This is a genomic window from Mesorhizobium sp. (assembly GCF_965229135.1).
Lineage (GTDB): Bacteria > Pseudomonadota > Alphaproteobacteria > Rhizobiales > Rhizobiaceae > Mesorhizobium.
Window position 1 is genome coordinate 1,396,663 of record NZ_OZ245860.1, and the last position, 19,479, is coordinate 1,416,141.

General features: G+C 61.1%; 20 protein-coding genes and 1 tRNA gene. 12 read left to right on the forward strand and 9 right to left on the reverse strand.

Going from position 1 to position 19,479, the window contains the following annotated elements; all coding sequences use genetic code 11:
• Positions 1-64 precede the first annotated feature (64 nt).
• A complete protein-coding gene (locus ACO07C_RS06925; protein ID WP_421913448.1) occupies positions 65-388 on the forward strand; it encodes a hypothetical protein in 324 nt (107 codons plus the stop codon).
• Between the two features lie 21 nt (positions 389-409).
• On the opposite strand, the gene ACO07C_RS06930 is transcribed toward ACO07C_RS06925, so the two are convergent.
• The gene (locus tag ACO07C_RS06930) at positions 410-1,501 is read right to left on the reverse strand and encodes a COX15/CtaA family protein (protein WP_421913449.1); all 1,092 of its coding nucleotides are present in this window, start codon (positions 1,499-1,501) and stop codon (positions 410-412) included.
• 194 nt (positions 1,502-1,695) lie between these two features.
• Here ACO07C_RS06930 and ACO07C_RS06935 point away from each other — a divergent pair, with 194 nt between their 5' ends.
• Complete coding sequence (locus tag ACO07C_RS06935) at positions 1,696-1,911, forward strand: DUF2842 domain-containing protein (protein ID WP_421913450.1); 216 nt, start codon at positions 1,696-1,698, stop codon at positions 1,909-1,911.
• Positions 1,912-1,935: 24 nt separating this feature from the next.
• On the opposite strand, the gene ACO07C_RS06940 is transcribed toward ACO07C_RS06935, so the two are convergent.
• A complete protein-coding gene (locus ACO07C_RS06940) occupies positions 1,936-2,994 on the reverse strand; it encodes a polysaccharide deacetylase family protein (RefSeq protein WP_421913451.1) in 1,059 nt (352 codons plus the stop codon).
• A 90-nt stretch (positions 2,995-3,084) separates the two neighbouring features.
• Here ACO07C_RS06940 and ACO07C_RS06945 point away from each other — a divergent pair, with 90 nt between their 5' ends.
• Positions 3,085-4,311, forward strand: coding sequence for a GNAT family N-acetyltransferase (locus ACO07C_RS06945; RefSeq protein WP_421913452.1), 1,227 nt, complete (start codon positions 3,085-3,087; stop codon positions 4,309-4,311).
• Positions 4,312-4,427: 116 nt separating this feature from the next.
• On the opposite strand, the gene ACO07C_RS06950 is transcribed toward ACO07C_RS06945, so the two are convergent.
• Positions 4,428-6,626: a GumC family protein gene (locus ACO07C_RS06950; RefSeq protein ID WP_421913453.1), complete on the reverse strand. Its 2,199-nt coding sequence runs from the start codon at positions 6,624-6,626 to the stop codon at positions 4,428-4,430.
• A 267-nt stretch (positions 6,627-6,893) separates the two neighbouring features.
• On the opposite strand from ACO07C_RS06950, the gene ACO07C_RS06955 reads away from it, so the two are divergent.
• From ACO07C_RS06955 to ACO07C_RS06985, 7 genes are all read left to right on the forward strand, one after another.
• The gene (locus ACO07C_RS06955; RefSeq protein WP_227347984.1) at positions 6,894-7,457 is read left to right on the forward strand and encodes a polysaccharide biosynthesis/export family protein; all 564 of its coding nucleotides are present in this window, start codon (positions 6,894-6,896) and stop codon (positions 7,455-7,457) included.
• 9 nt (positions 7,458-7,466) lie between these two features.
• Entirely contained in the window at positions 7,467-8,597 is a 1,131-nt protein-coding gene (locus ACO07C_RS06960) for a glycosyltransferase family 4 protein (RefSeq protein WP_421913454.1), read from the forward strand.
• 82 nt (positions 8,598-8,679) lie between these two features.
• Entirely contained in the window at positions 8,680-10,215 is a 1,536-nt protein-coding gene (locus tag ACO07C_RS06965) for an undecaprenyl-phosphate glucose phosphotransferase (RefSeq protein WP_421913456.1), read from the forward strand.
• On the forward strand, positions 10,212-11,489 hold the full coding sequence (locus tag ACO07C_RS06970) for an O-antigen ligase family protein (RefSeq protein WP_421913458.1): 1,278 nt from the start codon (positions 10,212-10,214) through the stop codon (positions 11,487-11,489). The genes ACO07C_RS06965 and ACO07C_RS06970 overlap by 4 nt, the downstream gene beginning before the upstream one ends.
• Positions 11,490-11,638: 149 nt before the next feature.
• A tRNA-Pro gene (locus ACO07C_RS06975) sits at positions 11,639-11,715 on the forward strand.
• A gap of 205 nt (positions 11,716-11,920) precedes the next feature.
• On the forward strand, positions 11,921-12,532 hold the full coding sequence (locus ACO07C_RS06980; RefSeq protein ID WP_421917450.1) for a hypothetical protein: 612 nt from the start codon (positions 11,921-11,923) through the stop codon (positions 12,530-12,532).
• Between the two features lie 109 nt (positions 12,533-12,641).
• Positions 12,642-13,316 (forward strand): DUF2161 domain-containing phosphodiesterase, encoded by a 675-nt coding sequence (locus ACO07C_RS06985; RefSeq protein ID WP_421917451.1) that lies wholly within the window; start codon positions 12,642-12,644, stop codon positions 13,314-13,316.
• 35 nt (positions 13,317-13,351) lie between these two features.
• Here ACO07C_RS06985 and mctP read toward each other — a convergent pair whose 3' ends face one another.
• Together mctP and ACO07C_RS06995 are read right to left on the reverse strand one after the other, a co-directional pair.
• Positions 13,352-14,866: a monocarboxylate uptake permease MctP gene (mctP, locus tag ACO07C_RS06990; RefSeq protein ID WP_421913459.1), complete on the reverse strand. Its 1,515-nt coding sequence runs from the start codon at positions 14,864-14,866 to the stop codon at positions 13,352-13,354.
• On the reverse strand, positions 14,863-15,039 hold the full coding sequence (locus ACO07C_RS06995) for a DUF3311 domain-containing protein (protein WP_421913460.1): 177 nt from the start codon (positions 15,037-15,039) through the stop codon (positions 14,863-14,865). The genes mctP and ACO07C_RS06995 overlap by 4 nt, the downstream gene beginning before the upstream one ends.
• Before the next feature lie 444 nt (positions 15,040-15,483).
• On the opposite strand from ACO07C_RS06995, the gene ACO07C_RS07000 reads away from it, so the two are divergent.
• Together ACO07C_RS07000 and ACO07C_RS07005 are read left to right on the forward strand one after the other, a co-directional pair.
• Entirely contained in the window at positions 15,484-15,669 is a 186-nt protein-coding gene (locus tag ACO07C_RS07000; protein WP_421913461.1) for a hypothetical protein, read from the forward strand.
• 289 nt (positions 15,670-15,958) lie between these two features.
• Positions 15,959-16,933, forward strand: coding sequence for an ATP-grasp fold amidoligase family protein (locus ACO07C_RS07005; RefSeq protein WP_421913462.1), 975 nt, complete (start codon positions 15,959-15,961; stop codon positions 16,931-16,933).
• A gap of 65 nt (positions 16,934-16,998) precedes the next feature.
• Here the strand turns inward: ACO07C_RS07005 and ACO07C_RS07010 are convergent, their stop codons facing one another.
• From ACO07C_RS07010 to ACO07C_RS07025, 4 genes are all read right to left on the reverse strand, one after another.
• Entirely contained in the window at positions 16,999-17,301 is a 303-nt protein-coding gene (locus ACO07C_RS07010; protein ID WP_421913463.1) for a hypothetical protein, read from the reverse strand.
• A gap of 103 nt (positions 17,302-17,404) precedes the next feature.
• Positions 17,405-17,947 carry a MerR family transcriptional regulator gene (locus tag ACO07C_RS07015; RefSeq protein ID WP_421913464.1) on the reverse strand — a complete coding sequence of 181 codons (543 nt, stop codon included), beginning with the start codon at positions 17,945-17,947 and terminating at the stop codon, positions 17,405-17,407.
• A gap of 126 nt (positions 17,948-18,073) precedes the next feature.
• Complete coding sequence (locus ACO07C_RS07020; protein ID WP_227347996.1) at positions 18,074-18,397, reverse strand: integration host factor subunit alpha; 324 nt, start codon at positions 18,395-18,397, stop codon at positions 18,074-18,076.
• Between the two features lie 101 nt (positions 18,398-18,498).
• Entirely contained in the window at positions 18,499-19,470 is a 972-nt protein-coding gene (locus ACO07C_RS07025) for a beta-ketoacyl-ACP synthase III (protein ID WP_421913465.1), read from the reverse strand.
• Between the last annotated feature and the right edge of the window lie 9 nt (positions 19,471-19,479).

Below are 19,479 nucleotides of genomic sequence, written 5' to 3' on the forward strand. Positions count from 1 at the left end.
GGTAAACACTTATTTACCATGTTGGGCTACTGAGATGTCTTGGCTCCCGACCCAAGGATTTGTCATGGTCAGCGCAATCTCCGGTTCCTCCTCGGCAATCCAATATTCCTCGTCCAATTCCTCGAGCAATGCAGCCCAGGAGGCCGCGCTCGAAAAGCAGATCCAGGATCTGCAAGATCAGGCCAAGGCGATCAAGGATCAGGTTCAGGCAGCTCAGATTCAGCAAGATATCGCTACGGCCCAGGCCAAGCTCGATGCGCTAAGAGCCGCCGACGCCGACAAGGCAGCCAAGGCCGCTCAGAGTCAGTCGACGCCATCCGCCGCGGCCTTGCGCCAGGCGGAATTCGACGGCGAGAAGAAGACTTCGTCAAACGCCTTCTGGATGTAGTTGACGGATCGCGGCTTGGGATCAGTTCCCAAGCGCGATCTCATGCGGCAACGGGTAAGCGCCCTTGGTGCCGCGCCAGTGCGCGGCGGCAAAGCCCAGCACGATGAGCGCAAACCCCTGATGCGTCAGCGCCATGTGCAGGGGCACATGCATCAGCAGCGTACCGATACCGATCGAGGCCTGCACCAAAACCAGCAGGAACAGTACTGTCGCACGACGTGCATGCGTAGTGCCCGGCTGGCGCCGGCGTGTCGCAATCATGTGCCACAGTGCCACGGCGAAGACCGTGTAGGCGCCAAGCCGATGGACGAACTGCACTGTCTTCGGGCTTTCGAAGAAGTTGCGCCATGCAGGCTCGAGGATCAGCAGATCGCCCGGAATGATCTTGCCGTCCATCAAGGGCCAGGTGTTGTAGCTCAGGCCGGCATCGAGCCCTGCGACGAGCCCGCCAAGATAGATCTGGATCAGCGCCAGCAGGACGATAATTCCGGCCAGGCGTTGCGTCGAGCGGTCGGCCGCGGGCTCTGAATGCGGCGCCAGGCCGCGTGCGACGACCATGGTCGCGGTGAAGATCAGGGCAGCAAGGGTCAAATGCGTTGCCAGCCGGTATTGGCTGACCGAAACCCGGTCGACCAGGCCCGAGGCGACCATCCACCAACCGATCGCGCCCTGAAGGCCACCCAGCAGAAGAATGCCGACCAACTTTGGGCCAAGGCCACGCTCGACGCGGCGCGTCACCCAGAAGAACAGCAGCGGCAGCGCGAAGACCAGCCCGACACTGCGTGCCAGAATCCGATGTGCCCACTCCCACCAGAAGATCGACTTGAACGCCTCCACGCTCATGCCCTTGTTAAGTTCGGCATATTGCGGGATCTGCTGGTAGAGCTGGAATTCTTCTTGCCACTCGGCGTCATTGAGCGGCGGTATCACGCCGTGTATCGGCTTCCATTGCGTGATCGACAGGCCGGAATCAGTTAGCCTGGTCGCGCCACCAACCAACACCAATGCAAACAGCACCAGCAGCACCAGATAGAGCCAGCCGCGCACCAGCGCCCGATTATGCAGGTCGCGGTCGCGAGCCATAAAAGGCGCGGCATCGGTGATGGCAGCCATGGTGTTTCTTCCGCGGTTCGACGTGGCGGATTGGTGAACCATCGCAACCTTGCTGGCAAGACCGGCAGACGCGGCACGCCGTCGCGCCGCGTCTGCCGGGTTGCGCGGCTTCGCGCCAGGGCCTATGCGAGGCAAATACACCAAGCATGCCGGATCCTTCAGGAGTTCCGTCACGCTCGCCTTGGAGGCCAACCATGCCCTTGCGCCTGAAAAAGCTGATCGGAACGTTCCTGCTGTTGGCGCTGGTGATCATCTATGCGCTGCTCGCATCGATCTTCGCGGTAGCCCGACTGTCGGAGTCGGGCCCGTTGGTGCATTTCCTCTTTTTCCTGCTGAGCGGCCTGCTCTGGGTGCTGCCGGCGATGGGCATTATCAAGTGGCTGATGCTGGAGCCGCGGCCCAGGCGCTGACTGCCGCAAGGTCCAAGCCCAGGTCTAGACGGTGACCACCATCTTGCCGGCGTTGGCCAGTGGCGTTGTGACGCCCGACAGCATGGTGCGGATATGTGCCACGCTCTGGTAACGGCCGTTCATCGAAATGCGCGGCAACGCGTGCAGGAAGCCGGCGTGCCCGGCGTGCAGCACACCATGGCGTGTCGTCACCGCCGATGCATAGCCGGCTTCGCGCGCAAAGCCCACTTCGCGGCAGCCCACCGCGCTGGCATAGCCGTAGGGATAAGCGAGGTGACGCGGCTCTTCACCCAGTTCAGCCTGCAGGATACGCTTGGCATCCTCGATCTCGCGTCGTGCATCAGCTTCGGAAAGCCGCTTCAGACTGTGATGATTGACCGTATGCGATCCAATGGTAACCAGCGGATGCGCGGCCATGGCGCGGATTTCATCCCAGTTCATCAATGTCCTGAGACGCAGTCCATCCGCGTCAACGCCACTGCTGTCAGCCAGTTCACGCAGCACGGCACGCTGGTCTTCCTCGCGGACCTCCGTGGTGAGATGAGCATGCAGGCGCGCAATGGCCTGGAGCTTTCTGGCCGGAGTCGAGCAATCGATCCTCTCGGGACCAACGGGCGTGTTCAGGGTCAACCGATCGGATGCCTGGACGATGTCCTCGACCAGTTCCCACCATAGGTCGGCGGTGCCGCTGATCAGCCCCGGCGCGACGTAGATGGTGATCGGCGCGCCGTGCTTTTCCAGCACCGGCAGCGCCTCCGTCATGTTGTCGCGATAGGCATCGTCGGCGGTGATGGCCGCGAACTGGCCGCCCTTGCCTCCGGATTTGATGCGCTCGATCGCCTCGTCCAATCCGACGAAGGTGTAGCCACTCGCCTTCATGTCGGCGATTACCGTGTCGAGGAATTCAGGCGCAATGTTCAGGTGCCGGTTGACGCTATCGGGCTTGTCGGGTCTCGCAGTGACCCGATGAAGCATCAGGATGGCACCAATGCCGCCTATGAACGGCTTTGCCAACGGAGCCAGTCCGGTATAGCGGGCGACGTTAAGCGCCAGTTTCCGGATTGCCTCGCCTCCGTCGATCATTCATTCACCTTTTGCGCCTAGGCTTAGCCAGCACGGAACGCGCCTACGCGAACCCCCAAATCGCGATGAATACGCCTTAAGGATTTAGGGATGGTTGACGCAGCTGCGTCATTTGATGGCAATCGGCTTGCGACAACCGAGGGGTCGCCAGATGCTCTGCCTGGCGGAGCGACGGAATCCGTCTCGGTGGCCTCCAGCGGAGCGCTTGCCGACTACGCCCAATTCTGTCGCTCCGCTCTCTTTGCTCCTGCTCAGGGTCCCGGATGGGTGACGAACTGGTCCGCGCGGATCAAGCCTGCGCTGCTCATGGCGACCCTGAGCGTTGATGGCAGGCCGGCCTTCATGCTGGCGCTGGAGGTTAGCCGCCAAGGCCCCTTTCGCATCGCCCGCTTCATGGGCGGGCGCCATGCCAATGGCAATTTCGTTGCCGGCGATCCACATTGGCTCCCGAAGGCGAATGTCGCGTCGATCCGGTCGATGCTGACAGCCATTCACAAGGCGCGACCGGATATCGACCTGATCGCACTGGAGCGGTTGCTGCCCGATCTCGACGGCGTTGCCAATCCGCTTGCAGGCCTTCCCCATTTTCCGAGCCCGAACCTGTCGCTGGCCGTTGATCTGGCGGGAGGATTCGATGCGCTGCTGGCGCGTGCCAGTGGCAAGCGCAAGCGCAAGAAGCATCGCGCCCAGATGCGCAAATTCGATGCCGTCGGCAGCCACCGTCGCATCGAGGCAAGGACCGCGGACGAGGTGAACCGGCTGCTCGACGCCTTCTTCGAGATGAAGGAACACCGTTTTCGCAAGATGGGCATCGCCAACGTATTCGGCGACAATGACGTGCGTGCCTTTTTCCGCGCGCTTTTCATCGATGCGCTTGCGGACAACAATCCATCCTTTGTACTGCATGGGCTCGAGGTTGCCGGCAAGCTTCGCGCCGTGACCGGGTCCAGCCGTTCAGGCGGACGCCTGATATGCGAATTCGGGGCGATAGCCGAGGATGACCTCGGTCATACCAGCCCCGGCGACTTCCTGTTCTTCGACAATATCCAGGAAGCCTGCGAGACCGGTTTCGCGGTCTACGACTTCTCCGTCGGCGATGAACCTTATAAACGTCTCTGGTGCGATATCGAGACCCAGCATTTCGAGGTTCTGGTTCCTCTGACGCTGAAGGGCCGCGGGCTGGCGCTTGTCCTGCAACAAGGTGCGCGCCTTAAAGCCTTCATCAAGCACAACCCGACGATCTGGAAGCTGACCAAGTCGCTTCGCCGAAAGGCGGCGGGGCAGCCTGCGGCAGCGGCGCCCGAAGACGACAACTAGAGCCGCGGCGTCGCTTCACTGAAATGCCGGGCCACTCCATCTTTTGGTTTTGAAGCACTATCCCGACGGAAAGTCGTTTCAGGCTTGTCCTTGAATTGCCCTACGGCTGTCTCCCATCAGGCGGCCGAGCGCCGGTCCGGCACCGGGTTGCCTGGGGTGTCGTGGCCGACAGGGGTCACCAGGGTGAGGTCCGGATAGCCGCTTTCGATCAGGCTGACAGTGGCCTTTGCCACCTCATCATCCGGTTCCAGCATGGACACGAAGATCTCCGTGGCATCACCGACCAGCCGACCGATGCCTTGCGCGTCGGCCGGGCCGCATTCGACCACGACAAGATCATAGGCGGTGGTCAGCGACTGCATGATGATCGGCAACCGGTCCGCGGCGCGCATGGCATGAACCGGATCGGCGGTGCCAACCGGAATCACATGGCAATCCGAATAGTGGTCGGCGTGGATTACCTCGCTGAACTGCGCTTCGGAGGCGAGCAGGTTGGTGATACCCGGGAAAAGCGCGCTGTCCAGCACCGGCCGCGACGCGGCTCCCGAAGCTGTCAGGTCGAGCAACAGCACCCGCAATCCGGCATCGGAGACCTCGCGCGCCACCAGGATGGCCGAGGCGGCGGCCTCGTCGCCTTCCGGCGACACGAAAATGGCGCGTGCGGCACCGCTCGCAATCAGTTTTTCCGCGGCTCTCTCGACGTCGATCTCGCCGAAGCTGGAACGCTTCGGTACAACATTCGCGACCGGCGGTTCGGCCGCGACGGCATTGAGTGGCGCCGCGACTGTTTCAACCGCCGCCGTCTCGGTCGCACGACCAATCTCTGGCTCGATATCGGCCGGCGCCTCGATATCTGTGGGTTCATGCCGGATGACAGGCATGGCGACCTGCTCGATCCGCTCGAAGCGGGCACCGGCGGCCGGACGCATGGCGCGCCCCGAAAACAATTCGCGCAGAAGCGTAACGATCGCCATGATCAGCAACGATGCGGCGAAGGCCGCGCCGACGATCGGCACGATCTTGGGGAAATAGGGCTCGGAGGGGGTGACGGCGCGAGAAAAGACACGAGCATCGACCGGCAGATAATTGCGATCCTTGCGCGACGACGCTTCGCGGTAGCGGGTCAGGTAGGATTCGAGCAATTGGCGCTGTGAGGTCGCCTCGCGCTGCAAAGCATCCAGTTCGACCTGCTGCTCGCCGGCGCGCGCCGATGCCGCCTTCAAGGTGTTGACCTCGGCGACGAGCTGGTTTTCACGCGCTTGAGCGGTCTGCGCCTGGGTCATCAGCCCTTTCATCAGCTTTTCCGCCTCATTGCGGATCTGGCCGTCGAGATCGGCAAGCTGGGATTTCAGCGCGCGGATGCGCGGATGATTGTCGAGCAAGGTGGTGGACAGGTCGGCGATATTCGCCTTGAGCTCAACCTGCCGCTCGCGCAGCCGCTGGATCAGATCGGAAGAGAGCACCTCCGGGACCGCATCCAGTGACCCGCCGCCCTGCAGTGCCTTGCGGACGCTGTCGGCCGTCGCTTCAGCCGATGCGCGGTTGGCGCGCACCCTCGACAGTTCGCTCGACAGTTCGGAAAGCTGCTGCGTGGCCAGCACGGAATTGTTGCCTCCCATGAGGAGATCCGACTGAGCGCGATAGCTGGCGACCTTGGCTTCGGCATCCTTGACGCGCTTGGAGAGGTCGGCGATTTCGGGCGCCAGCCAGTCCGTCGCCGCCGAGTTCGATTCAAGCTTGGCGTCGCCCTGCACCGAAATATAGGCATCGGCGATTGCGTTCGGGATATCGGCCGCGAGCTTGGGATCCTCGGATGAGAACTCTATGACGATGACGCGCGATTTTTCAACGCGGTAGACGTTGAGCTTCTCGCGCATCTTCTTCAAGACGCGCTCGTCCGGCGGAATTTCGTTCGGATCGCTTTTCAAGCCAGCAATGATCAGCACGCGGCCCAGCATCGACATCTTGGCGGCATCGTCGAATTCAGGCACCTGCGACAGATTGAGTTTCGTCGCCACCTGCTTGAGGATATCGGTAGAGGAAATGACCTCGACCTGGCTGGTCACCCCTTCCTCGTCGAGGATAGGTTTGTCGTTGTCATTGGTGCCGTCAGGGCGCGTGAAGACCGACTCGCGCGTTTCAATCAGCAGCCGCGTCTCGGCCTTGTAATGAGGCTTGGCAAGCCACGCGAGCGCAAAGGCAAGGCCGGTAACAATCAGCGCCACCACAAGGATGCGCAGCCAATTCCTCGCAAGGCTTGCGAAGAGTTGCCTGAGATCGACATCGACGTCTGCGGCCGCGGATTGAACGGACATGCATCCTGCTCCGGTACTGAGTCAGGATGCACCGTAAACAACTATGGTAACTCAGCCGTTAAGATCGCGGTAAGCTCTTGTTAGGCTTTGCTGACAATGGGTGAACAAAGAGCCTGAAAAGGCGCCTCTTCGTCTCTCCGCGCCCCGATCTTCGACATATCGGGCTCGCGCCTTTACCGGCCATTAACCCTAACAGGATGATAACGGGCCTCGATCCTTAAAGTTGCCGCGATATCGCAGCGGCCAGTCGAAGGTACGTATCCGGTCATGAAAAGCACTGCTTCTCTCTTCCGCGCTCTGCTTGCCGTATCGATGCTTGCCGGCTGCTCCAGCTATCGCCCAACACCGGCGGCCTTCCACGAAGTGCTCGACCAACCTTACCGCCTCGGCGCAGGCGACCGCGTCCGCGTCACCGTTTTCGAGCAGGATGGCCTGACCAACACCTACAGCGTCGACCAGTCCGGCTACCTCTCCTTCCCGCTCGTGGGCGCTGTGCCGGCGCGCGGCCACACGGCGCAGCAACTCGAAAAAGAGATCGCCGACAAACTACGCCAGGGCTATCTGCGTGACCCCGACGTTTCGGTCGAAATCGATCGCTACCGGCCGATCTTCGTCATGGGCGAAGTGGGCGCGGCCGGCCAGTATTCCTATGTGCCCGGCCTCACCGTGCAGAAAGCCATCGCCATCGCCGGCGGCTTCTCGCCACGCGCCAACCAGGAAAGCGTGGACATCACCCGCGACATCAACGGCAAGGTCATGACGGGACGCGTGGTCACATCCGACCCGCTGCTGCCAGGCGATACAGTCTACGTTCGCGAACGCCTGTTCTGACGAACCCACGTGGCTGACAAGCTCAGGATCGTCCATTGCTTTCGCTCACCCGTCGGAGGAATTTTCCGGCATGTGCGCGACCTGACCGAAGCGCAGGTCATGGCCGGACATTCGGTCGGCATCGTCTGCGATTCGACGACGGGCGGCGAATTCGAGGAGCGGCTGTTCGATCGCATGAGAGACAGCCTGGCGCTCGGCATTCATCGCACGCCCATGCAGCGCCATGTCGGCCCCGGCGACCTAGCCTCGGCCTGGCGCACCTACAGGATCATCAAGGAATTGCGGCCGGACGTGCTTCACGGGCACGGCGCCAAGGGTGGCGCCTATGCCCGCCTGTTCGGCTCATTGTTGCGGGTATCAAGGTCTCGCGTAGCCCGCCTTTATTCGCCGCATGGCGGTTCACTCCACTATGACGAACACACGACCACCGGAAAGCTGTTCTTCGCGCTCGAGCGTTTCATGGCGCGCTTCACGGACACCCTGCTCTTTGTCTCCGACTACGAGAGACAAACCTATCGCAGAAAGGTAGGCGAACCGCCGATCCCCAACGCCTTGGTCTACAACGGCCTGCGCGCGGCCGAGTTCGAGCCCGTGGTGACGACGGCCGGCGCCGCCGACCTGCTATACATCGGCATGATGCGCGACCTCAAGGGCCCAGACATCTTCATTGACGCCCTAGCCGACGCCACGTCCCGTCTTGGCCGCGCCCTGACGGCGGTGATGGTTGGCGACGGCGACGACCTGCCACGCTACCATAGCCAGGTAAGGCGGCTGGGGCTCGAAGGTCACGTCCGATTCCTGCCACCGATGCCGGCCAGAGACGCGTTTGCATTGGCGGGACTTGTGGTCGTTCCGTCTCGCGCCGAGGCAATGCCCTACATCGTTCTGGAGACGCTCGCCGCGGGAAAACCGATGATCGCCACCGCCGTCGGCGGCATTCCAGAGATATTCGGCGCCAGCTCCCCTGCCCTGATCCGGCCCGACCCTGACGAACTCAGTCTCAAAATGCGCGAGGCGCTCGCCAATCCGGATGCTTACATCAGTCTCATGCCGGCTACCGCCGAATTGAAGGCGCGTTTCGGTGCCGACGTGATGGCGGCCGAAATCGAGAAAGCCTACTTCCTGGCACTGAAACGCTAACCTTGTCCAAAGCCAACGGTTGTTTCAAGGGTTTCTTAGCTCTCTTTTGATATTCACCCGAGGGAAGCTCGCGGATAGCCCCATGAACGAGATCGATCCCGCGCGCCGCTTCTCGTTGGATGCGGTGCGCAAATTCGACGCCCCTCCCGAGGCAGACAAGCCCGGCGGCATGAACGATGTCGCCCGTCAGGTTGCATCGCAATACCGGCGTGACACCATGTCGCCGATCATGGTCAGCGGCGTGCTGCGCATGGTTGAATTCGCGCTGCTGTTTCTCTCGGGCCTCTGCGTCTACTTCTACCTTGTCGGCTTCTTCAACTATCTCGCCTGGCAATATCCGCTGACGATCGCCGCCGCTTCCTTCCTCGCCGTCGTGCTGCTTGACGTCACAGACTGCTACCAGGTCGTTTCGCTGATGCGGCCGATCGCCAATTTCGGCCGCATTCTGCTGGTCTGGGCCGGCACATTCGCCCTGATGGCGTTGACGGCCTTCGCCATGAAGATGTCCGGCGATTATTCGCGCCTGCTGTTTGGCACCTGGTTCGTCGTCGGCTTCATCCTCGTCTTCGGCCTCAGGCTGGTGATGTCGAAGCTGATACGACGCTGGGCGCGGGATGGCCGGATGGAGCGCCGCGCCGTCATCGTCGGCGGCGGCAAGGCGGCAGAAGTGCTGATCCGCTCCGTCGAGAAGCAGCCCTACAACGATATCCGCATCTGCGGCATCTTCGACGATCGTAGCGACAAGCGCTCGCCGCCGATCGTCGCAGGTTATCCCAAGCTTGGCACGATCTCCGAACTCATCGAGTTCGCCCGCATCGCGCGTATCGACATGCTGATCGTCTCGCTGCCGCTGACCGCCGAATCGCGCGTCCTGCAGCTGTTGAAGAAACTGTGGGTGCTGCCGGTCGACATCCGGTTGTCGGCGCATTCCAACGCGCTGCAATTCCGCCCGCGCGCCTATTCCTACATCGGTTCGGTGCCGATGCTCGACATTTTCGACAAGCCTATCAACGATTGGGATTCTGTCGCCAAGCGCGCCTTCGACATCGTCTTCTCGATCGTCGGCATCATCGTCTTTTCGCCCGTGATGCTGGCGACGGCCATCGCCATCAAGCTCGACAGCAAGGGGCCGGTGCTGTTCCGCCAGAAGCGGCACGGCTTCAACAACGAGATCATCGAGGTCTACAAATTCCGTTCGATGTACACGGACAAGGCCGACCCGACCGCCAAGCAGACTGTGACCAAGAACGATCCGCGCGTCACCCGCGTCGGCCGTTTCATCCGCAAGACCTCGATCGACGAACTGCCGCAGTTCTTCAATTCGCTGCTGGGCTCGCTGTCGCTGGTCGGTCCACGCCCGCACGCCATCGCCGCGCAATCGCACAATCTTCTCTACAATGAGGTGGTCGACGGTTATTTCGCCCGCCACAAGGTCAAGCCCGGCGTCACCGGCTGGGCGCAGATCAATGGCTGGCGCGGCGAAATGGACACGAACGAAAAAATCCGGATGCGGACTGAGTACGACCTCTATTACATCGAAAACTGGTCGCTGCTGTTCGATCTGAAGATTCTGTTCCTGACGCCGATCCGGCTGCTCAACACGGAAAACGCCTATTGAGCGCGATTGCCCATGAGTTGCCGCCAGCCGCGGTCAACGCCAAGCTGATTGCGCTGATCTCGTCCGGCGCGCTTTTCTTCGGCGTGTTCCTGTCGGGTTTCGTCATCCGCGAACCGGCACCCTACGAACTCTACATGGCCGGCCTGATCGCCATCTGGGCTCTGTTCGGCCTGCGTATATCGCGCGCCGTGCTGCCTATGCTGGTGCTGCTGGTGATGATGAACATCGGTGGCATGATCTCGATGACACAGATGTCGGACCTGGCGAATACGCCTCTCTATCTTTGCGTATCGCTGTTTCTCGCCTTTACGGCCGTGTTCTACGCCTCGGTGAGCGCGGTTGACCCCGGCCGCTACCAACTGATTTTCCGTGCCTACGTGATCGCGGCGGTGATCACGTCGCTGCTCGGCATTGCCGGCTACTTCCACGCCTTTCCAGGCGCCGAGCTGTTCACTAAATACGACCGTGCCGCCGGCGCCTTCCAGGATCCGAACGTGTTCGGCCCGTTCCTGGTGCTGCCCGGTATCTACCTGCTCTATCTGCTGCTGACCGGCCCGATCTCGCGAATGCCCCTGCTGGCGATGCCTTTGCTGGTCATCACGGCCGGCATCTTCTTTTCGTTCTCGCGCGGCGCGTGGGGCATGTTCGCGGTGTCGGCGGTGCTGCTGACCGGCTGCCTGTTCCTGCAGAGCGCGAGCGGCATGTTCCGGCTGCGGGTCGTGGTGATGACGATCGCGGCGCTGTCGCTGCTGGTCATCGCCATCATCGTCATCCTGCAACTGCCAGGCGTGTCGGAGATGTTCTCCAATCGCGCCCATCTAGAGCAAAGCTACGACACCGCCCGCCTCGGCCGTTTTGCGCGCTATACGATCGGCTTCCAGATGGCGCTGGAACATCCGCTGGGCATCGGCCCGCTCGTCTTCGGCACGATCTTCGGCGAAGACACCCACGACATCTGGCTCAAGGCGTTGATGGATTATGGCTGGCTCGGCTTCGTCTCATTCCTGACGCTGACGCTGTGGACGATCGCGGCCGGCTTCCGCATCCTGTTGCGCGACAGGCCATGGCAACCCTACCTCCTGTGTGCCTACGTCGCGTTCATCGGCAATATCGGGCTCGGCACCTTCATCGACATCGACCACTGGCGCCATCTCTACCTGCTGCTCGGGCTCGTCTGGGGCGCGATCGCGCTGGAGTATCGCCACCAGCGGGAGTTGAGCCCGACGCCGCAACACCAGTCGGCAAGAGCAATCTCATCCGTGCATCAAGCCTGATGCGCTTTCCGATGTGATCGCAACAGGCCTCCATCCTTTTGCTTGATTGCAATCTTTCCAGAAAAGATGTTGCCCGTCTCGGGATCATGATTCAGCTGCCGAATTCGGGTTGACCCGAACAGGGTTATCACGATACATCGCGACCGGTCCGGAGTGTAGCGCAGCCCGGTAGCGCACTTGACTGGGGGTCAAGGGGTCGTCGGTTCGAATCCGGCCACTCCGACCATTTAAAACAGGACTTGCCCCCGAAGTCCGATTTCAAAAATAAGATCTGCATTGCATGGCGACCGGTTGCTCGCGGTACACGCCAATCAAGTTCTTTTGAATGGCCCATCGCCGATTTGCCGGACGGTTTGCGTCGCTCGTTCGTTAAGCGACTGTCGCTGGCGTTTCAGCTCGAACCGAGCCAGCCATTTCGAAGGATGAATGCAATGGACTTCAAGAGATTCGTGCTCGGCGCGGTCGTTACAAGCGCGACACTTGCCGGGATCAGCCTGGCCCAGGCGGCGGATGCGGTGCGCCTGCGCGGGAGCGTCGTCAGCTTCGACGGCGCGACACTGACGGTCAAAACCCGGGAAGGCACGACCGATACGGTGAAAATGGCGAGCGGCTGGAAAATATCTGGCGTCGCCAAAGCATCGGCACAGGACATCAAGCAGGGCGATTTCCTCGGCATCGCATCGGTTTCCAAGGCCGATGGCGGCAGCGGCGCGCTCGAAGTCGTGGTCTTTCCGGCCGCGATGAAAGGGGCCGGTGAAGGCGACCGTCCGTGGGATCTGCAACCCAACAGCCGCATGACCAACGGCACGGTCGCTGATGTCACCGACATCAACGGTCGGTCCGTAACGCTGACTTACGACAACGGCCAGAAAAAGCAGATCGCGATTCCGCCGACAACACCGATCGTCACCTTCGCGCCGGCAACTCCGGAAGACCTCAAGCCCGGCGCGGTCATATTCGTCAACGCCGAGCGCGACGGCGGCGGCACGTTGACCTCCACTCGTGTCGTGGTCGGCAACAACGGCATCGTTCCGCCAATGTAATCGACCCGGTGCCACTTCGGATTCCACGACCGGTGCCGAATTTTGGGCCGGCTTGCTGTATCGTGGTCTAAACCCGATTCGGATTTTTGAGGCGATCCAGCAAGCTGTCGTGACGAACGAAACCTCGCTCTATGCTCCGGTGAAACTTTTCCTCGAGGATCTCGGCTTTGCCGTGAAGGGCGAGATCGGCGGCTGCGACATGGTCGGGCTGCGCGAAGGCGAGCCGCCGGTCGTGGTCATTTGCGAACTGAAGCTGCAGTTCAATCTCGAACTCGTGCTGCAGGGCGTCGATCGCGCTGGCGCGAGCGACGAGGTATGGCTTGCCGCCCGCATGTCGGCGCGCGGCAAGGGCCGTGAGAACGATGCGCGGTTTCGCAATCTCTGTCGTCGCCTGGGATTCGGGTTGCTGGGCGTCACCGGCCGTGACCAGGTCGAGGTGCTGCTCAGCCCGGCCGCCTTGCCGCCGCGCAAGGATCCGCGCCGTCGCTCGCGCCTTGTCGACGAGCACCAGCGGCGCCGCGGCGACCCGGCCGCCGGGGGCAGCACGCGCAAACCGATCATGACCGCGTATCGCCAGGAGGCGCTGGCATGCGCGGCGGCGATGACCGAGGGCCCAAGACGTCCGCGCGACCTCAAGCCAACCATGCCGAATGTCGTGAAGATCCTTCGCCGCAATGTCTATGGCTGGTTCGTCCGCGCTGAACACGGCGTGTATGACATCACCGACAGCGGTCGCGCCGCACTGTTGCAGTGGCCGCAATCGACCGAAACCAAAACGGAGTGATGGCGGGCCACGGTCCGGAGAGTGGCTCCCGAACCTCAGGCAGCGCCGCGTGCATCCCGGAAATCAGCGTTTCTGATGTCGCCTTCGACCTTGGGCCGCAACACGAATGACAGCACGGTCGCAACCGCGATGTTGGCGATCACGGCGATGACACCATTATACGCGCCATAACCAAGGATCGTCGATGTCGGCACCCACGCGGTCGGGCCCCACGACAGATAAGAGCCCAGGCCGAACCCGACGACCCAGCCAGCAAGCAGCGCCTCCCCGCTGTACCAGCGCGTGTAGAGGCCAAAGATCACGGCCGGGAATATCTGGATCATCCAGACGCCGCCGAGTAGCTGCAGGTCGAGCGCGAACTTCGTCGGCATGAAGATGATCACCGCAAGGGCGCCGACCTTGACGATCAGCGACATCAGCTTGGCGAGTTGCGATTCCTGCAGAGGCGACATTGCGGGGTTGACGAACGGCCGCCAGACATTGCGCGTGAACGTATTGGCCGCGCCGATCGACATCACCGCGGCCGGCACCAGGGCACCGATGGCGATTGCCGCGAAGCAGAAGCCCGCGAACCAGTCCGGGAACATCTTCAGCAGCAGTTGAGGGATCGCATCCTGCGGGTTGGCGACTTCCACGCCCGCAGCGTGCGCCATCAAGCCCATCAGCGCGATAAGGCCGAGCAGCAGCGAATAGGCCGGCAGTGTCATGGCATTGCGTCGTATCGCCTTGGGGCCCGACGCCGAAAGCACGCCGGTCAGCGAATGCGGATACATGAACAACGCCATCGCCGACCCGATGGCGAGCGTTATGAACGGTCCCACCTGTGACGGCGACAAGGTAAGCCCCTGATTGGGTTTGCCCGCATAGGCCTTGGCGGCCGCGTCGAAGACCGCGCCGTAGCCTCCGAGCTTCGCCGGGATGATCACCACCGCCGCGATGACGAAGACGTAGATCATGATGTCCTTGACGAAGGCAATCATGGCAGGCGCGCGCAGACCGCTCTTGTAGGTGTAGAGCGCCAGGATGACGAACGCGATCGTCAATGGAAGATGAGACATCACCCCCTCGCCCTGGAACCCCAGAGCCTGGATGACCTTTTCCATACCGACGAGTTGCAGGGCGATATAGGGCATGGTCGCCAGTATGCCGGTGAAGGCGATCGCGAGTTCCAGGCCCTTGTTGCCATACCGTCCGAAGACGAAATCAGCACCGGTGATGTAACCCTTCTCGCGGGCCACGTTCCACAGGCGCGGCATCGTCAGGAAGATGAAGGGATAGATCAGGATCGTATAAGGCACGGCAAAAAAGCCGTAAGCGCCGATCGCATAGACAAGCGCCGGCACAGCGATGACCGTATAGGCTGTATAGAGGTCGCCGCCGAGCAGGAACCAGGTGATCCACGCGCCGAAGCGCCGGCCGCCAAGACCCCATTCATGCAGTTCATCGAGATTGCCGGATTTCCAGCGAGCTGCAACGAAGCCAATGACCGTCACGACGGCAAAGAAGAAGACAAAGACGGCCGTCGCGGTCCAGTTGAGATGATCGATCATGCGTCGTCCCCTCCGACCTTCGATGCCGCCCAAATGAAGATTGACGATACCGGAATCAGAGCCAGCAGAAACCAGAAGAAGAAGGGAATTCCCGCCAGGGTCGGCTCGACGCTGTTGTAGAGCGGAACCCACACGCTCAGCACACAAGGGATGATCAGCAAAAGGTATTTCATGCCTGATCATTCCTCCCAGACTCACGGCTGTTCGATCATAGCCATTAGCAATGCGCGGGCAACTCCGGCAGCGGCTCTCGTGCGGTATACGTCATTGTTATTTCAGGGACGGCGTCGCAATGGCATGCTTCATGAAAGCCACGGGCAGGATTTTGTATCTCCAGTTGATCACTCACCGTCGAGATGCGATATGAAACGAAGGCTTCGAAAGACGCTCGACGGGACTGTTCGAGCTACTGAGCTTGGAAGTGATCAACGATCACATTTGTGCGACGTGATGGTCGTTCGCGAGCGCGACGCCGGTTCAGCCGCCCCAGACATAATCCAGAAACAAAATTCTACAGTCGGGAAACACTGTCGAAAAATTCGAGGGCGATAATGATTTTCGCGGCGGTCAGGTCACCGACCTGCTTCAAAAACGGCCTGCGAAAAAGGAAACGATCCATGAAAAAGTCTCTCATCTCTGCCCTCGGGCTCGCTGCTGCAATCGCCCTGGTGCCGGTTGTCGGCGCAACCAGCGCCGATGCGGCTCCTATGCATAAGCATCATCGTCATCACCACCGTCATCACCACCATCACCATCACTACCATCATCATCACCACAAGAAGATGATGATGAAGAAGGCCTAAGCCTACCGCTCGCCAACAAGAAGACTGACTTTGGTCTTTTTGGCTAAAGGCGGTCTTCTTGTGGTTGCCGTCGCGCAAGCGCGGTATGTCAAAAATGGGCCACGGTAGCTTCCGCTCATCGTGAGTTAGAGCTTATATCGTACTAGGCGCAAGCGCCGACCTTGCCTGGAGCCATGGGTATCTGTCACAGGGCCTTCTGGGCCAAGGCAAATATCTATACGGCGAAAGAGATATCGCTGACCGGTCCCGCCCCGGATCAAGCGGAGCCCGTAAGCCCAAGGTATCTCTGATGACGGCCAAGGCCGATATTTCGTGGACGAACCGCGCTGTCCTGGTTGTCGCGCGCATATGGCTGACTATCCGACATCCAATGCTGATGTTGCGTTTCGTCAAACGCGTGGGCTATTGGCCCAATCCGGCCGCGCCTGAAACCTATCACGAACGAATGCTGTGGCGAAAAATCATAGACCACAACCCGCTGTTCGTGACCCTCACCGACAAGCTGGCGGCCAAGGCCCACATCCAGGAAGTCTGTCCGGATCTGAAGCTCCCGGCTACGCTCTGGAGCGGCCACGACCCCGCCGATATTCCCTCGGCTCTCTTCAGTGACGACGTGATAATCAAGGTCAATCATGGCTGCGCCATGAACATCTTCGTGTCAGGCGGCGAACCTGATCGCGCTACGATACTGCGCAAGACGAGGCGCTGGCTCGGCAAGACGTACGGGCGACGCGATGGCGAGTGGGCTTATTGGCCTATCAGGCCGACGATTCTGGTGGAGGAAAAGCTACCTCTGAGCGGCGGAACGATCGCCACCGACATCAAGGTCTATATTTGCGGCGGCGTCGTCTGCCATGCGTGGGTCGAAGACAAGGTGGCCGGGCGTTCGCATCTATTCGACCGGAATGCGAATCCTCTGCCAGGCCGCGATTCGGATTACCCGCGCGAAGATCAATCGATGCCTGTCAGTGCGCGGCTTATAGACTACGTCCGCGAGGCGATTGCCACAGCGCCACGTCTCGCGGGGGATCTCGATTATATTCGCGTGGACTTCCTCGTCACTGACCATTGCCTCTTTGCAGGTGAGATCGTCGTTTACTCTGGATCGGGCTACGGCAGCTGGTCCAACCCCGACATTGCGCTGGAACTCGGACGGCGCTGGCGCATCGAACGCTCCCACTACATGCGCCGAAACCATCGCGGCGCCGCAGGACTTTATGCCAGGGCGCTCCGGACCAAATGCCTGTTGGAACCGCTGATGTAAATGTTGATGGCGGCTACGCCCCGAAGGGCGAGCCGCCATTTTCTTTCCTGGATTTTTTGCCCAGATCAGCGCCGGCTGAACAGAAGGCTGGCGGCCAGACCGAGCACCACGAGCCCAACCGCAGCGGCGGCTGTCGGATGGTCGCGGGCTGATTTCTCGATCACCCTGCCCTGCCTGCGGATTGCCGGCATGGCATCCCGCAGGCGCCCGGCAAGATCGGAATAGGTGTCGAGCGCGGCATCACGACCATCTTCGTAATATGCGCCACCCCGCTTCGAGACTGCCTTGCGCAACGTCGCGAGTTCTTTCGAGAGAGCCGCTACCTGTTTTTCGAGGTCGATGTCCGAAAGGGTAGAGAATGATGCCATCATGCGTTTCCTTGTCTTGCTGAACGATGTCTTGCAGAAGGAAACGTAACGCGTCACCCCTAGGCGGGTTCCAGTTTCTAGGCTTTAAAGCGCCTAGCGGCGGTCAGCGCACCTGGTCGAGCAACCGCTTGCATTCCAGCAGGTCGAACAGCGCTTCCTGCAGCAAGGCGCGGTTGTCGCGCGAAAGCTTCGATGCTCCCGGCATGACCGGACCGTCCTCGTCGGTCTTGCCCAAGCCGAAAAACCGGCGGCTGGGCTTTACCTTGGGTTGTCCGACCAGCATCTCATCGTCGGTTCCGCGCGGTTGTGCCGCCGGCGTCAGCGGCACGGCATCGGCTTGCCGCCGCTGCGAAATCGCCTCGACGGCGGCCATGTCACCATTGCCTATCGCGACCAGAAACTGATTGCCGTTCTCCCGCAGCAGCTTCTGCACGCCCTTGATCGTATATCCCTGATCGTAAAGCATATGGCGGATGCCCTTGATCAGCTCGACATCCTGCGGCCGGTAATAGCGGCGGCCGCCGCCGCGCTTCATTGGCTTGATCTGGTTGAAACGTGTTTCCCAAAAACGCAGCACATGCTGCGGCAAATCGAGATCTTCGGCGACCTCACTGATGGTGCGGAAGGCGTCGGGGCTCTTGTCCATGGGCGAATCCTCACGCTGGACGGCGATCCGGCCACGATGCCGAATCGAGCGTTATTTCAGCGGTTTGTGGAGCAATATTCAAGCCCGGCATCATGGCAGGGCCGGTTTTCAACGCCTATTAGACGACTATTTACCAGCCTTGGTCTTGCTGCTCTGATGGGAACGCAGGATTCTGCTCTTCAACACATTCGACGACTTGAAGGTCATCACCCGGCGCGGCAGGATAGGCACCTCCTCGCCAGTCTTCGGATTGCGTCCGATACGCTCGTTCTTGGAACGGACGTGGAACGTCGCAAAAGATGAGAGTTTCACCGTCTCGCCGCGAACGATCGCCTCGCAGATTTCGTCCAGAACCGCCTCGACGAGTTCGGCCGATTCAGTGCGCGACAAGCCTACCTTTCTGTACACGGCCTCGGCAAGGTCGGCGCGCGTAAGTGTCTTTCCCCCCATGCGACCGTCCCATCAGCTCAAACACAAAATCGGCACAACAACGGCAGAGCCTAAGTAATTGATCCGGCAAGGTCAAGGACCGAAACCGGACCGTTCGGCACTTACCAGCGAACCAGAACCGCGCCCCAGGTAAAGCCGCCGCCCATTGCCTCAAGCAGCACGAGATCGCCCTTCTTGATGCGACCGTCGGCGACGGCCACCGAAAGCGCCAGCGGCACCGAAGCAGCCGAGGTGTTACCGTGCAAATCGACGGTCACCACGACCTTTTGCTCGGCTATCCCGAGCTTCTTGGCCGAAGCGTCAATAATTCGTTTATTGGCCTGATGCGGCACAAACCAGTCCAGATCCTCGGCGGTGATCCCGGCAGCCGAGAATGTCGCTTCAATGACGTCGGTGATCATGCCGACCGCATGCTTGAAAACCTCCCGGCCTTCCATCCTCAGATGCCCGACCGTGCCGGTCGTGGAGGGGCCGCCATCAACGAACAGCTTGTCCTTGTGGGCTCCGTCCGACCGCAGGCTGGCCGCCAGGACGCCATGGTCGGCGATGTTGCCGGTCCCCTCGCCTGCCTCGAGCACCAGCGCTCCGGCGCCGTCGCCGAAGAGGACGCAGGTCGAGCGATCGTTCCAGTCGAGGATGCGCGAAAACGTCTCGGAGCCGATTACCAGCACCCGTTTGGCCAAGCCGCCTCGGATATAGAGGTCCGCGGTCGTCACGGCATAGACAAACCCCGAACACACCGCCTGCATGTCGAAGGCAAAGCCATGATGCATGCCAAGCCGGTTCTGGATTTCGACGGCGGTCGCCGGGAAGGTGTTGTTGGGCGTCGAGGTCGCCAGCACTATCAGGTCGATGTCGGCTGGTGTCAGGCCGGCATTGTCCAGTGCCGCGCGCGCCGCCGCCTCGCCCAGCGAAGCTGTCGTCTCGTCATCTCCGGCGATGTGGCGCTGGCGGATGCCGGTGCGCTGGGCGATCCACTCATCGGAGGTCTCGACCATGCCTTCAAAGTCGGCATTCTTCATGATGCGGCGGGGCAGCGCGGCACCGATGCCACGCACGACTGATCTTATCAAAGCTCTTTC

Bases quoted from the DNA above. Each gene is read 5' to 3' on its own strand.
- ACO07C_RS06925 (WP_421913448.1), top strand. From the start codon at position 65: ATGGTCAGCGCAATCTCCGGTTCCTCCTCGGCAATCCAATATTCCTCG.
- ACO07C_RS06930 (WP_421913449.1), bottom strand. From the start codon at position 1,501: ATGGCTGCCATCACCGATGCCGCGCCTTTTATGGCTCGCGACCGCGAC.
- ACO07C_RS06935 (WP_421913450.1), top strand. From the start codon at position 1,696: ATGCCCTTGCGCCTGAAAAAGCTGATCGGAACGTTCCTGCTGTTGGCG.
- ACO07C_RS06940 (WP_421913451.1), bottom strand. From the start codon at position 2,994: ATGATCGACGGAGGCGAGGCAATCCGGAAACTGGCGCTTAACGTCGCC.
- ACO07C_RS06945 (WP_421913452.1), top strand. From the start codon at position 3,085: ATGGTTGACGCAGCTGCGTCATTTGATGGCAATCGGCTTGCGACAACC.
- ACO07C_RS06950 (WP_421913453.1), bottom strand. From the start codon at position 6,626: ATGTCCGTTCAATCCGCGGCCGCAGACGTCGATGTCGATCTCAGGCAA.
- ACO07C_RS06955 (WP_227347984.1), top strand. From the start codon at position 6,894: ATGAAAAGCACTGCTTCTCTCTTCCGCGCTCTGCTTGCCGTATCGATG.
- ACO07C_RS06965 (WP_421913456.1), top strand. From the start codon at position 8,680: ATGAACGAGATCGATCCCGCGCGCCGCTTCTCGTTGGATGCGGTGCGC.
- ACO07C_RS06980 (WP_421917450.1), top strand. From the start codon at position 11,921: ATGGACTTCAAGAGATTCGTGCTCGGCGCGGTCGTTACAAGCGCGACA.
- mctP (WP_421913459.1), bottom strand. From the start codon at position 14,866: ATGATCGATCATCTCAACTGGACCGCGACGGCCGTCTTTGTCTTCTTC.
- ACO07C_RS06995 (WP_421913460.1), bottom strand. From the start codon at position 15,039: ATGAAATACCTTTTGCTGATCATCCCTTGTGTGCTGAGCGTGTGGGTT.
- ACO07C_RS07000 (WP_421913461.1), top strand. From the start codon at position 15,484: ATGAAAAAGTCTCTCATCTCTGCCCTCGGGCTCGCTGCTGCAATCGCC.
- ACO07C_RS07005 (WP_421913462.1), top strand. From the start codon at position 15,959: ATGACGGCCAAGGCCGATATTTCGTGGACGAACCGCGCTGTCCTGGTT.
- ACO07C_RS07010 (WP_421913463.1), bottom strand. From the start codon at position 17,301: ATGGCATCATTCTCTACCCTTTCGGACATCGACCTCGAAAAACAGGTA.
- ACO07C_RS07015 (WP_421913464.1), bottom strand. From the start codon at position 17,947: ATGGACAAGAGCCCCGACGCCTTCCGCACCATCAGTGAGGTCGCCGAA.
- ACO07C_RS07020 (WP_227347996.1), bottom strand. From the start codon at position 18,397: ATGGGGGGAAAGACACTTACGCGCGCCGACCTTGCCGAGGCCGTGTAC.